This window comes from Leifsonia shinshuensis, from assembly GCF_031456835.1.
GTDB classification, from domain to species: domain Bacteria; phylum Actinomycetota; class Actinomycetes; order Actinomycetales; family Microbacteriaceae; genus Leifsonia; species Leifsonia shinshuensis_C.
Window position 1 is genome coordinate 2,491,893 of sequence record NZ_JAVDVK010000001.1, and the last position, 13,119, is coordinate 2,505,011.

Consider the following 13,119-nt stretch of genomic DNA (forward strand, 5'->3'; position numbering starts at 1 on the left):
CGTACCTCGACTTCTGCGGAGGGCGTGGGATTCGAACCCACGAGACATTTCTGCCCACCAGTTTTCAAGACTGGCTCCATCGGCCGCTCGGACAGCCCTCCCGGCGCCGGGCGAACCCGGCGTCGCCCGATTCTAACGTCAGTCCTGGAAGGGCTTCGAGCAGGTGTACTGGGCGGCGGTCTGCCCGTGGACGTCCGACGGCAGCTGCACCGAACCATCCGCGGCCGGTGTGGATGCGCCGTCGCCGGTCGCGGGCGCCTGAGTGGCCGGGGCCTGCGTGGCGGGCGCCTGCGTCGCCGGAGCCTGCGTGGCCGGGGGCTGCGCCGCGGGAGCCTGCGGGGCCGGAGCATTCGGGTCCGCCTCGGAGCCGACGCCCGTGTCGCCGGTGAGGGAGACGGACTGGTCGTTCTGCAGGGCGCCCATCAGCTGGTCGGCGGCATCCTTCGTCGGGGAGACCCCGTCGACGTCATAGTGGTTGGGGTACTGCACGAAGACGACCTTGCTGATGTCGATGTTCTTCAGCGCCATGGCCATCGACACGATGGTGGTCGGGTTGTTGAGGCTGTCCGACAGCGTGATGTTGCTTGTGGCCGCCTTGGCGATGCCGTACAGCTTGACGGGGTTGCTCAGCACGTCGGCGCTCTTGATCGTGCGGACCAGCGAGGACAGGAACACCTGCTGGTTGCTGATGCGGCCGAGGTCGGAGCCGTCTCCGACGCCGTGACGCGTGCGCAGGAAGGCGAGCGCCTGCGAGCCCTGCAGCGTGTTCTGGCCGGCCTTCACGTTCAGGCCCGTGTACGGGTCCTCGATGTCGCCCGCGACGCAGACGGGCACGCCGCCGACCGCGTTCGACATCTCGATCACGCCGTCGAACTGGATCACACCGGCGTACGGGATGTCGAGGCCGGTCAGCTTCTCGACCGTCAGGACGGTGCACGCGAGCCCGCCGTAGCTCAGCGAGTTGTTGATCTTCTGCCGGCTCATCGCGTCGAAGCTGCCGCCCTTGGGGTCGGGGCACGACGGGATGGACACGTACATGTCGCGGGGGAAGCTGACGACCGTCGCGTTCTTGTGGTCCGCGGATACGTGCAGCAGCATCGTGACGTCGTTGAGGTTCTCGTCGCGGTCGCCGTAGGCGGTGTTGCCACCACCCGAGTCGCTGCCGGCGAGCAGCACGTTGAATGCGCCGTTCATGGCACCGACGCTGGGCGTCACCTCGTTGCCCTTGGCGTCGACCAGCTTGACCGACTTCTTGACGCTGGACACCACATCCACCGCCGCGTACGCCGCGAGCGAGACGCCGGTGACGCCGACGACGGCGATGACCGCGACGACGATCTTGAGGAGTGCCTTGAGCGGATGGTGCTGCTTCAGTCGACCGTGGCGGACCGCTGGTCCTGCCGCCTTCTCCTGCGCTCGCGCTTGCGCGCGGGTGTGCATCTCGCTCATTCACTTCCTTCCGGCTGGGACGTGTTCACGTTCACAGGCGCGCACCGAAAACGGGCGCACGCCACCGTAGAGCATGCCACGGGAGGCTGGCAATGCTCTCAAAGGGGGGTGTTCAGAGCGCGGCGAGTACCTCGGCGAGGCCGTCCTCGACGACCGGACCGGTGGTGCGTGTGGCCGCCGCCTTCACCTCGTCCGGCGCCTGTCCCATCGCCACGCTGAGGCCTTCCGCGCCCGCCCACTGGAGCAGTTCGAGGTCGTTGCGCCCGTCGCCGACGGCGACGACGTTGGAGCGCGGGATGTCGAGGGCGTGCCGCACCCGCTCCATCGCGGTGGCCTTGCTGACGCCGTCCGGGGAGATGTCGAGCCACGCCGTCCAGCCGATCGAGTAGCTGACGCGCTGGAGTCCCATCCGGTCGACGATCGCGAGGAACTCCTCGGTGTCATGCTCGGGCGAGACGACGACCACACGCGTTGCGGGATGCTGGAGCAGCTCCTCGAACGACACCTGCTCGGCGTTGACGAGCTCCCAGTCGGTCATGCCCTCGGTGTACCGCCGGAAGCCGCTCGGGTCTTCGACCATGAAGCTGCCGCCCGGCAGGTGCGGGCGGATCGTCTCGAGCACGTCGGTCGGGTCGAACATCTCGATGAACTCCCGGCGGTATCCGCCCGGCAAGGTGCCGTCGCGCTTCATCGTCAGCGCGCCGTTGGCGCAGACCACGAACTGGCTGGTCAGGCCGAACTCCTCGTGGATCGGGCGCGCCGTCTCCCAGCTGCGCCCGGTGGCGAGCATGACCTCGTGACCGGCGTCGCGCACGCGCGCGACCGCATCCCGCACGGCGTCGCCGACGGTCTCGTCCTCGTGGATCAGGGTGCCGTCGACGTCGAGCGCGATCAGCAGCCGGGATGCGTCGCTCACCGGGCGATCGGCTCCAGCAGTTCCAGGCCGCCGAGGTAGGGACGCAGCGCCTCGGGCACGCGCACCGACCCGTCCTCCTGCTGGTGCGTCTCCAGGATCGCGACCAGCCAGCGGGTGGTCGCGAGCGTGCCGTTCAGCGTCGCCACCGGCGCGGTCTTGCCGCTCTCGGTGCGGTAGCGGATGTCGAGCCGGCGGGCCTGGAAGGTGGTGCAGTTGGAGGTCGAGGTGAGCTCGCGGTAGCGACCCTGGGTGGGGATCCACGCCTCGACGTCGTACTTGCGCGCGGCGCTCGACCCGAGGTCGCCCGCGGCGGTGTCGATGACGCGGTAGCTGAGTCCCAGCGACTGCATCATCTCCTCCTGCCAACCGAGCAGCCGCTCGTGCTCGGCCTCGGCCTCCTCGGGCCGGGTGTAGACGAACATCTCGAGCTTGTCGAACTGGTGCACGCGGATGATGCCGCGCGTGTCCTTGCCTGCGGACCCGGCCTCGCGCCGGTAGCAGGTCGACCATCCGGCGTAGCGGAGCGGCGCATCCACCTCGATGATCTCGTCGGCGTGGTACCCGGCCAGCGCGACTTCGCTCGTACCGGTCAGGTAGAGGTCGTCGTTCTCGAGGTGGTAGACCTCGTCGGCGTGCGCGCCGAGGAAGCCCGTGCCCTGCATGATCTCTGGCTTCACGAGCGTCGGCGTGATCATCGGGATGAAGTCGTTCTGGATCGCCTTGTCGAGCGCCATGTTCATCAGGGCGAGCTCGAGACGGGCGCCGATGCCGCGCAGGTACGAGAAGCGGGCTCCGGCGACCTTCGCACCGCGGGCCATGTCGATGGCACCGAGGAGCTCGCCGAGCTCCAGGTGGTCGCGCGCCTCGAAGTCGAACTCGGGGATGTCTCCCACCGTCTTGAGCACGACGAAGTCGTCCTCGCCACCGGCCGGGACGCCGTCCACGATCGGGTTGCCGATGCTGCGGATGAGCTGAGTGAAGCGTGCGTCCGCGTCGTTGGCGGCCTGCTGCGCCTCCTTGACGCGGCCGGCCAGCTGCTGGGCCTGCGCGACCAGCTCCTTCTTCTGCTCCTTCGGAGCCTTCGCGACGGTCTTGCCGAACGCGTTCTGCTCCGCCCGCAGCTCCTCGAACGCCGTGATGGCGGCGCGGCGCTCGATGTCCGCCTGGATGGCCTCGTCGACCAGCTGCACGGAGTCGCCGCGCGCCTCCTGCGAGCGGCGTACGACGTCTGGGTTCTCGCGGAGGAGCACGGGATCGATCACCCGACCAGCTTATCGACCGATGCCGCGCGGGGAGTGTGCTGCGGAGCCTGCCGGCGGCGGCCGAGTCGTTGTCGTCCGCCGCCGGACTCGCCGCGATCAGCTCGCCGGAACGCGGAGCATCGACGTCTCGCCCGCCGCGGTGCGGAGGTCGACCGTGTCGCCCGGATCGACGGTGATGATCCGCGAGTACACGCGCTGGTCCCCCTCGACGCGTACAGACAGATACCAGGCGAACTCGCCGGCGACATGCCCGAGGTAGGAGCCGTTGAGCCGCGCCGTGACCTCGGGGGTGCTGTACAGCGTGGCGATCGGCACGCGGATCTGCAGCTCGTACTGGCGGCCGCCTCGGGCGACCAGGGCACCGGTGACGCCCTTGAAGGTCGATCCGGTCAGCACCTGGACCGCCCCGGACGCAGTGCGCAACCGCACGACATCCCCTGGCTTGACGGTCACGGCCTGCTAGTACACGCGGCTGTCGGCAGCGCTGCGGACTCCGACGTACCAGCCGTGCTCTCCCGCGACGTGGGCGAGATACGAGCCATTGCGTTCTGCGGTGACCTCAGGCGTGCTGAACAGCGTCGCGGTCGGCACGGTGATCCGCAGCTCGTACTGGTCGCCGCCGAGCGGGGCGAGCGCGCCGGTCACGCCCTGGAAAGCTCGCGGCGCGGCCAGGACGTTCCCGACCGCGGCGCCCTCGAAAGCGAGCCCCTTCTGATTCGGGTGCATCGCGCTCGGGCTCAGACCGCTTTCGGTGAACTGCAGCGGGTTGATGTACGGGTCGGAACCGCACACCGCATGGTCGAAGGTGTTGGCCAGAAGAGACACGTACTCGCCGCCGACGGCTTCGACGGCCTTCTGCGACTGGGCGTCGAGCACCGCCTGGACGCTGTTGATGTAGTTCAGGTCGATGGCGGTGAAAGGCACGCTCGGTCCGCCGTCGGCATCGAAGGGCGAGAAGCACCCGGTCGGCGGGATGTGGGCGGAGTCCGGCATCAGGGCCGGATAGCCGACGACGACCACACGGGCGTTGGGCGCTTTCGCTCGGATCTTGGACACGGCCGTGCCCAGCGAGGGCGCCACCTGCTCCGCCGCCTTCTTCGCGAGGGTGTCCACGCCTCCGGTCACGAAGTCGTCGCGACATGATGTCTTGAAACGGAAGAGCAGCGGGCCCTGCGGGCCACTGGCGATGCATGCCGAAAGCACGGACCTGAAGCCGAGGTCGTTACCGCCGATCGTGAGCGTGACGACGGCCGTCGAGGCGCTCAGGGCATCCACCTGGGCCGGACGCCCATTGGCGGGGGTGAACAGGTCGGCGATCGTCGCTCCACTGCAGCTCACGTCGGTGAGCTGCAGTCCGGCGCGCGCCGCAGCGGACCGCGGGTAGTTCTGCGCGGATTGCAGGCAGCCCGCCGCTCCGCCGCCGGAACCGCCGATCTCCTGGCCAGCGGCGTACGAATCACCCAGAGCCACATACGACTGCTGACCGGCGACGGCGGATGCCGGAACCGGCGCCAAAACGGCTGCCGCCGCGGCCACGGCCATCGCCAGGCCCATCCCTGTGCCGATCCGGTCCACCCGGAGCCTGCCTGGTTCTCTGGACCTCTTGTGTTCGCGCATCGACGACTCCCTACTGTCTCGGTGATGCTTCTACCTAGACAGATGGGTCTGCGCCCGGCATCGTGACGCCCACTTCGCAAAGAGGGCAAACGTACCTCTGGCGGCCCCCGCACGCCTACAGTTCGTCGTCCTCCAGCAGCTCGCGCTCGCGGGTGCGGGTGCGCCGCGCGCCGAGCGCGGTCAGGAACAGGAGCGCCACCAGGGTCAGCAGGCCCACCGTGATGAGCGGGCCGGCGAGCATCCACCCGATCTGCGCGAAGACGAGCGAGCCGACGTCGCTGGTCGGGGTCGGTCCGTTGTACGACGAGGTCACCGAGATCGCGTAGAGCACGATCCCGAGCACGACGAATCCGGCGCCGACGATCCATAGCGCCAGCATGTAGGGGTTGCGGCGCGGATTCAGTTCGAGCCCCGCGAGCACGCCCGAAGACGCGACCACGATCGACGGCTCGACGGCGCCCGACTGTGAGGCGACGGTGAGAGGAGCTGGAGTGAGCGAGCCGGGGATGCTGTCCGGCAGATACGCCGGCTCGGCCTCGCGTTCCGGCCACGCCGTCTCGGCCGGCGCGCTCTCGGAGCCGAGCACCGACGTCGGCCGGCGGTAGGCGGACTGCGGCGCGTCGGCCCGCACCCGCACCTGCGGCCGCTCGCCTGGCTGGGGCTGGTAGCCGCGCTGGAAAGAGGGGTCGTAGCGCGGATCGAATCCGCTGTCGCGACCGCTGCCGTCACGCTCCTCGGCGACCATGATGACCTCCCGACGTCCTGCTTCCGCAGCCTACGCCGCGCCACCCGGGTTCTGGCCCGTCCGCTCCGCGGCGGTCGCGGCGGCCGTCTCGTCGGTCAGAGACGCCAGCCACTCGCGCGCCTCCGTGAACACCTCGTCGCGGTAGCGCTGGTCGTACTCGACCGGCGCGCCGTCCGCCCGCGGGTACGAACCGAGGAACATCACCGACGGGCTGAACCGGCGGAGACCGAGAAGCGCGTCGGCCACCCGCTCGTCCCGGATGTGCCCGTCGGCGTCGATCACGAAGCGGTACCGGCCAAGCGCATCCCCGACAGGCCGCGACTCGATGAGACTGAGGTTGACGCCGCGCGTCGAGAACTGCTCGAGGAGGTCGAGGAGGCTTCCCGGCCGGTCGTCGGGCAGCTCGGCGATCAGGCTGGTCTTGTCGGCGCCGGTCGGCTCCGGGACGCTTCGGGTGGTGCTGACCAGCACGAACCGGGTCACCGCGTTCGCGTTGTCGCCGATGTTCTCGGCGAGCACGACCACGTCGTGGTGGTCGACGATCCCGGGCGGCGCCACGGCCGCGTCCGCCGCGCTGCCCTCGAACAGCGACGCCGCGGCGGCCACGTTGCTCGACGCCGGGAGGTGCCCGTGGTCGGGAAGGTGGCGGTCCAGCCACTGGTGGCACTGGGCGTAGGCGACGGGATGCGCGTTCACGGTGCGCACGTCGGCGAGCGTCGTGCCGGGCCGGGCCACGAGCACGAAGTTGACCGGAACCAGGTACTCGCCGATGATGCGCAGACCGGGGATGGTGGCCAGCGCATCCTGAGCGACCGACACCCCTCCATCGATCGAGTTCTCGATCGCGATCATGGCGGCCACGCTGCGGCCCTCCACCACGTCGGCGAGCGCCTCGCCGAGGTTGTTCACCGCCCGCCAGTGCTTGCCCCGCGCCTCCGGCACCTGCTTGAGCGCGGCCTCCGTAAAGGTGCCCGACGGCCCGAGGAAGCTGTAGACGTCGTCGAGGGAGGCGGGCAGCTCGGCCGTGGCGCCGTCGGTGCTTCCGTCAGCGCCGCCGTCAGTGCTGGCTGCGGCGCTTCCGTCGGGGGCGGTGGACATGCCGCTCAGCTTACCGAGCCGTTGGCCCAGCCCCTCCGCCGTGGAAGAGTAGGGACATGGACGAACGAGCCGGCACCCCCGCCCAGCCTTCCGACCTGATCGACGTCGACGCCCTGCGCCGCGCGTACTACGAGCTGAAGCCGGATGTCAGCATCCCGGAGCAGCGCGTGGTGTTCGGCACCTCCGGCCACCGGGGGTCGTCGCTGAACACAGCGTTCAACGAGGACCACATCGCCGCGACCACGCAGGCGATCGTCGAGTACCGCAACAGCCAGGGCATCACCGGTCCGCTCTTCATCGGCGCCGACACCCACCTGCTCAGCGAGTTCGCCACCACCACCGCCCTCGCGGTGCTGGTCGGCAACGAGGTGCGCGTGCTCGTCGACGAGTTCGACGACTGGGTGCCCACGCCCGCGGTCTCGCACGCGATCATCCGCTACAACCGTGCCGGCCACGACGACCAGGCGGACGGCATCGTCGTCACCCCGAGCCACAACCCGCCGTCCGACGGCGGCTTCAAGTACAACCCGCCGCACGGCGGACCTGCCGACACGGATGCGACCAGCTGGATCGCGAAGCGCGCCAACGAGATCATCGCGAACGGGATGACCGAGGTGCGGATGGCGGAGCCGTCCGGCGTTGAGACCTACGACTTCCGCGGGCACTACGTCGACGACCTCGAGAACATCATCGACGTGAAGGCGATCAAGGACAGCGGCATCCGGATCGGCGCGGACCCTCTGGGCGGCGCCAGCGTGCACTACTGGGAGGCCATCGCCGAGCGCTACGGTCTCGACCTGACCGTCGTGAATCCGGACGTCGACCCGACCTGGAGCTTCATGACGCTCGACTGGGACGGCAAGATCCGCATGGACCCGTCGAGCCCCTCGGCGATGGCGTCGGTGGTGGCGCGCCGGGCGGACTTCGACATCCTCACCGGCAACGACGCGGACGCGGACCGCCACGGCATCGTCACGCCCGACGGCGGTCTGATGAACCCCAACCACTACCTCGCGGTCGCGATCGACTACCTGTTCCGCACCCGCACGGAGTGGCGGAAGGATGCGGCGGTCGGCAAGACGCTGGTCTCGTCGTCGATCATCGACCGCGTGGCCGACTCGCTGGGCCAACGTCTCTGGGAGGTGCCGGTCGGCTTCAAGTGGTTCGTCCCCGGGCTGATCGACGGCACCGTCGGCTTCGGCGGTGAGGAGAGCGCGGGCGCTTCCTTCTTGCGGTTCGACGGGACGGCGTGGACGACGGACAAGGACGGCATCCTGCTCGCCCTGCTCGCCAGCGAGATCCGCGCGGTGACGGGCAAGTCGCCGTCGGAGCTGTACCGGGAGCTGACCGAGCGCTTCGGCGACCCGGTCTACCAGCGGGTGGATGCGCCCGCCTCGCCCGAGCAGAAGGCGGCGCTCTCGAAGCTCGACGGCGACGCGATCGCGGCGACCGAGCTGGCGGGTGAGCCGATCACGGCGAAGCTGAGCCGCGCGCCGGGCAACGACGCTCCGCTCGGCGGCGTGAAGGTGCAGACGGAGAAGGCGTGGTTCGCGGCGCGGCCCTCGGGCACGGAGAACGTCTACAAGATCTACGCCGAGTCGTTCGTCGGCGAGGACGACCTGCGCGAGGTGCAGGACGAGGCCAAGCGGATCGTGGGCGACGCGCTCGGGAGTTGAGCGGTCGGTTCGGCTAGCCGCGCGGTTCTATCGTCGGAAAACCGGTCCCAAATCTCCGACGCAGAGCGCTGCGGCAGGAGTTCGGGGCGGGATCGCGCCGGATCTCCGACGCGCGGCCTCGAATCTCCGACACACGCCGACGGATCTCCGAGGATCGGCGTGCGCGCTCAGCCCAGGTAGCTCGTGCCTCCGGGCACGTTGAAGAACTCCTCGAGCGTGGTCACGCCCGTCGCGTGGAGCTGGGTCGCGAGCGGCGTCCCGACGTAGCGGAAGTGCCACGGCTCGTAGGTGAAGCCGGTGACGGCGACCTTGTCGGCCGGGTAGCGCAGGATGAAGCCGAAACGCCAGGCGTTGGCCGCCAGCCAGCGGCCCTGCGGTGTCTCCCCGAAGCAGGCGTCGAGCGAGCACTTCGCCGGCAGGGCGCTGATGTCGACGGCGAGCCCGGTCTGGTGCTCGCTGTGGCCCGGGCGCGCGGTGTCCGTGTCGGCGTAGGCCTGGCCGTTGTGCGCGACGTCGTCGTCGTAGACGCGGGTCTGCGACTCGAACGAGCGGTAGGCGCTCTGGACCGAGAACTCCAGCCCGGCCTCGGCCTTCCCCGCCTGGAACATCGCGACCAGGGCCGCCGCGGTCTCCTGGCGCATCGGCTGGTGGTTGACGTAGGCGACGTCCGGGTACGTCAGGTCCTGCGGCACGAAGCTGATGGGATTCAGCGCGCGCGGCTTGTTCACCACGACCCACGGGCTGGCCGGGTCGTCGACCGACCGGGCGGTCTTGTCGAAGGCCACGAACGGCGGCGCCGGAGGAACCGTGGGCACCGGAGTGAGCGTCGGCGTGACGGTTGGCGTCGGGCGCGGGGGCCGCGGGGTGGCCGAGCGGTGCGGCGTCGGGCGGTGGCTCGCGGGCGCCGCGGCGACCGGACCGCTCGCGCATCCCGTCAGCACCAGGGCGGCGAGCAGCGCCGCTCCCACGACGACGGCGCGCGTCGACCGAGCCCGCCGTGCGCGGGCACCCCCCAGATCCACGCGATGAGCCTAGCCCACGGGGATGCCGCCCCGGGGAAAGCGGTCGGCTTTACTTGGAGAGGCTCCAGAAGTGCCCGATTCCGCCCGGGTGGTCGACCGTGATCGCCTCGTCGAGGTCGCGGTAGTCGCTGTCCTCGTTGTGGCCCACCATCTTGATCTTGATCTGGCCGTTGACGTTCTGCACGGCCGAGACGATCTGCACGTGGTCGAGCGAGTTGTTGTCGTTCCAGTCGAACATCACGATGTCGCCGACCTTGATCTTGTCACGCTGGTCGAACGAGTACTCGGTGAGCCCGAGCTGTGCAGCGTTCTCGCGGAAGTAGTTGTCCATGGCCGGCACGTAGCCCCACGCCGGGCTCCACTGGGCGGCCGCGTCGTGGTTGTACCACTCGCTGTTCATCTGCCAGCCGCGCGCGATCAGCGTCTGGCTGACGAAGTTGGCGCAGTCGCCGCCGACCGGGTTCAGGTCGCCGTACTGGGCCGTGTTGTAGTTCTTCCAGTACGTGAGCGCGTAGGCGAGCTGCTTGTCCACCGGCGTCTGCACCTGGTAGTCGTACGTCGACGCCGACGTCGTCACCGGCTTGCCGCTCTTGTCGGTCACGGTCACCGGGACGCTGCCCGCCTGGAAGTTGGCGGCGGCAGGGACGCTCACGACGACCTTGTCATCCGTGGCCTGGGTCACTGCGGCCGGCTGACCACCGATCTGCACGGCCGCGACCTTCTCGAGGTTCGTCCCGGTCAGCGTGACCGTGCCTCCGGAGACGCTGCCCGCAGCCGGCTGGATGGACGACACGACCGACGAGGTCGGCGACGGCGACGGTGCGGCGGCCTGGGCGACGGCCTTCGTGACCGGCGACGGCTCTCCGGCGCACGCGGTGAACGCGAGCGCCGCGGTCGCGACCACGGCGGTGAGGGCGAGGATGCGGCGGGGGCTGAGAGAACTCATACGACCTTACGGGCGGATTCGGAGGATGGTCGGGGGGCTGCGGTTCCACGCTACGCGCACAAGTTTTGCGTCACCTGAAGAGGGGCCAGTGTCGTTCGTTTTCCGCGCTACCAGCCCACACAATGGCCCGACGAGCGCGGTCTGTCACGAGGCCGTTCGCCGCTGGCGAACGCGGCCGCAGCGCCGTTCCTTCCTGCGTTGTGGCGAGGGTGGCAGGGGGTGTAACTTTGCAGTCTCCGCAAAATTCTCTTTGCCCCACATCGTCGTGACGCTCCGCGTGCCGGGCGTCCCTACACCCGAACTCTCGACACGGAGACAGATGTCCAGTCAGACCAGCGCGGCGACAGCCGCTCCCAAACCGATCATGTCGCATCGCGAGATCCTTCTCGTGATCTTCGGCCTCATGGCCGGCATGTTCCTCTCCGCCCTCGACCAGACCATCGTCGGTACGGCCATCCGCACCATCGGCGACGACCTCCACGGTCTGAGCGAGCAGGCCTGGGTCACCACCGGCTACCTGATCGTCTCGACGATCTCGACGCCGATCTACGGCAAGCTCTCCGACATCTTCGGCCGGCGTCCGCTGTTCGTCATCGCCATCCTCATCTTCATCGTCGGTTCGGTCCTGGCGTCGTTCTCGACGTCGATGGTCGAGCTCGCCGCGTTCCGTGCCATCCAGGGCCTCGGCGCCGGCGGTCTGATGTCGATGCCGCTCGCGATCATGGGCGACATGCTGGCGCCGCGCGAGCGCGCCAAGTACCAGGGCTACTTCCTCGCCGTCTTCGGCATCTCCAGCCTCATCGGCCCGCTGATCGGCGGCCTGTTCGCCGGTGCGGACCAGATCCTCTGGATCACCGGCTGGCGCTGGGTGTTCCTCATCAACGTGCCGATCGGCCTGATCGCGCTCGCGATGGTGCTCCGCTTCCTGCACCTGCCGAAGCGCGAGCGCGGCTCCGCCCGCATCGACTGGTGGGGCGCCGCGGGCGTCATCGTCGGACTCGTTCCGCTGCTGCTCGTCGCGGAGCAGGGCCGCACGTGGGGCTGGGACAGCCCCGCGGCCATCGCCTGCTACGTCATCGGCGGTCTGGGCATCATCGCCTTCATCCTCATCGAGATCGCGATGAAGGACGACGCGCTCATCCCGATCAAGCTGTTCCGCTCGAGCACGTTCTCGATGGCGACCATCATCGGCGTCTTCGTCGGTTTCGGGATGTTCGGCGCCATGCTGACCCTCCCGCTGTACCTTCAGCTGGTGCTCGGTTCGACCCCGACCGAGTCGGGGCTGCAGCTGCTGCCGATGATCCTCGGCCTCATGGTCTCGTCGATCGTCTCGGGTCAGATCATCGCCCGCACCGGCCGCTACCGGCAGTTCCCGATCATCGGAACCGCGATGCTGGCGGGTGGATTCTTCTACCTGACGTTCATCAAGTACGACGACTCCTACTGGTTCATCGCCGGCGCCATGCTGCTGATCGGTCTCGGCCTCGGCCAGCTGATGCAGACGCTGACCATCGCCAGCCAGAACTCGGTGGGCCTGCGGGACATGGGCGTCGCGACCAGCGCGTCCACGTTCTTCCGCCAGATCGGTGGAACGCTCGGCACGGCCGTGCTGCTGTCGCTGCTGTTCACGGTGTTCCCGACGAACATCAAGACGGCGCTGACGGACACCCCGACGCTGACCAGCGCTCTGGATGCCGCTCTCACCCCCTCGGTCGCCAGCGCGCCCGAGAACAAGCAGATCATGGACCAGATCTACAACAAGATCGTCGACCCCATCGAGAAGCAGGCGCAGGCGCAGGCGCACCAGGCCGGCGTGCAGCAGGCGGTCGCTCAGGGCGTCCCGCAGGCCGTCGCCGAGCAGAAGGTCCCGGCCGAGCCGATCGACTTCTCGAACGCCGACCAGCGCAAGCAGGTCGTCGACGCCGTCGTGCCGACGGTGTCCGACAAGCTCAAGTCGGCGGACAGCGGCTCGAGCAGTGCGGACGTTAACGACACGTCGTTCCTGAACGACGCCGACAAGCGCCTGTCGAAGCCGTTCCTGGTGGCCTTCAACGCCTCGGCGGTGACGGTGTACTGGGTGGCCATGATCGTGGTGCTGATCGCGTTCATCCTGTCGCTGTTCTTCAAGACCCCGCCGCTGCGGGCGAAGTCGGCACTGCAGGAGGCCGCGGACGACAAGGCCGACGCGGAGGCGAAGGCCACGGCCGAGCGCGAGCCCGTCGGCGCCTACGTCTCGCTGTCGGAGGACGACGACGAGGAGTACGACGTGGGCGTGCTCGCCAACCGTGCTGCGAGCGAGTTCGGAGCGCTGGTCGAGCCGGGCGCGGACACCGCGTCAACGCGGGCCCAGCGCCCCCGGCCCGCGACCGACTGACGCGAACCGCGAGG

At 69.1% G+C, this 13,119-nt stretch carries 11 protein-coding genes and 1 tRNA gene; 2 read left to right on the plus strand and 10 right to left on the minus strand.

Features of this window, described 5'->3' with window-relative positions:
- Positions 1–16: 16 nt before the first annotated feature.
- The 8 genes from J2W45_RS12040 to pheA all read right to left on the minus strand — a co-directional run bounded on the left by J2W45_RS12040 (position 17) and on the right by pheA (position 7,087).
- Positions 17–101: transfer RNA gene (locus J2W45_RS12040), tRNA-Ser, on the minus strand.
- A gap of 37 nt (positions 102–138) precedes the next feature.
- Positions 139–1,449, minus strand: a complete 1,311-nt coding sequence (locus J2W45_RS12045; RefSeq protein WP_310132160.1) for an LCP family protein — start codon at positions 1,447–1,449, stop codon at positions 139–141.
- 112 nt (positions 1,450–1,561) lie between these two features.
- A complete protein-coding gene (locus tag J2W45_RS12050) occupies positions 1,562–2,365 on the minus strand; it encodes an HAD family hydrolase (RefSeq protein WP_310132164.1) in 804 nt (267 codons plus the stop codon).
- Entirely contained in the window at positions 2,362–3,627 is a 1,266-nt protein-coding gene (serS, locus tag J2W45_RS12055) for a serine--tRNA ligase (protein ID WP_310132167.1), read from the minus strand. The genes J2W45_RS12050 and serS overlap by 4 nt, the downstream gene beginning before the upstream one ends.
- A 96-nt stretch (positions 3,628–3,723) precedes the next feature.
- Positions 3,724–4,080: a hypothetical protein gene (locus J2W45_RS12060; RefSeq protein WP_310132170.1), complete on the minus strand. Its 357-nt coding sequence runs from the start codon at positions 4,078–4,080 to the stop codon at positions 3,724–3,726.
- A gap of 6 nt (positions 4,081–4,086) precedes the next feature.
- Positions 4,087–5,202, minus strand: coding sequence for an SGNH/GDSL hydrolase family protein (locus J2W45_RS12065; protein WP_310132172.1), 1,116 nt, complete (start codon positions 5,200–5,202; stop codon positions 4,087–4,089).
- Between the two features lie 157 nt (positions 5,203–5,359).
- Entirely contained in the window at positions 5,360–5,989 is a 630-nt protein-coding gene (locus J2W45_RS12070) for a hypothetical protein (RefSeq protein WP_310132174.1), read from the minus strand.
- A 30-nt stretch (positions 5,990–6,019) separates the two neighbouring features.
- Positions 6,020–7,087 carry a prephenate dehydratase gene (pheA, locus tag J2W45_RS12075; RefSeq protein WP_310132177.1) on the minus strand — a complete coding sequence of 356 codons (1,068 nt, stop codon included), beginning with the start codon at positions 7,085–7,087 and terminating at the stop codon, positions 6,020–6,022.
- A 56-nt stretch (positions 7,088–7,143) separates the two neighbouring features.
- Between pheA and pgm the strand changes: the two genes are divergently transcribed.
- A complete protein-coding gene (gene pgm / locus J2W45_RS12080; RefSeq protein ID WP_310132179.1) occupies positions 7,144–8,763 on the plus strand; it encodes a phosphoglucomutase (alpha-D-glucose-1,6-bisphosphate-dependent) in 1,620 nt (539 codons plus the stop codon).
- A 167-nt stretch (positions 8,764–8,930) separates the two neighbouring features.
- On the opposite strand, the gene J2W45_RS12085 is transcribed toward pgm, so the two are convergent.
- On the minus strand, positions 8,931–9,785 hold the full coding sequence (locus J2W45_RS12085) for a M15 family metallopeptidase (protein ID WP_310132182.1): 855 nt from the start codon (positions 9,783–9,785) through the stop codon (positions 8,931–8,933).
- A 49-nt stretch (positions 9,786–9,834) separates the two neighbouring features.
- Complete coding sequence (locus J2W45_RS12090; protein WP_310132184.1) at positions 9,835–10,731, minus strand: DUF1287 domain-containing protein; 897 nt, start codon at positions 10,729–10,731, stop codon at positions 9,835–9,837.
- 319 nt (positions 10,732–11,050) lie between these two features.
- Here J2W45_RS12090 and J2W45_RS12095 point away from each other — a divergent pair, with 319 nt between their 5' ends.
- Entirely contained in the window at positions 11,051–13,105 is a 2,055-nt protein-coding gene (locus J2W45_RS12095) for an MDR family MFS transporter (protein ID WP_310132186.1), read from the plus strand.
- Positions 13,106–13,119 lie beyond the last annotated feature (14 nt).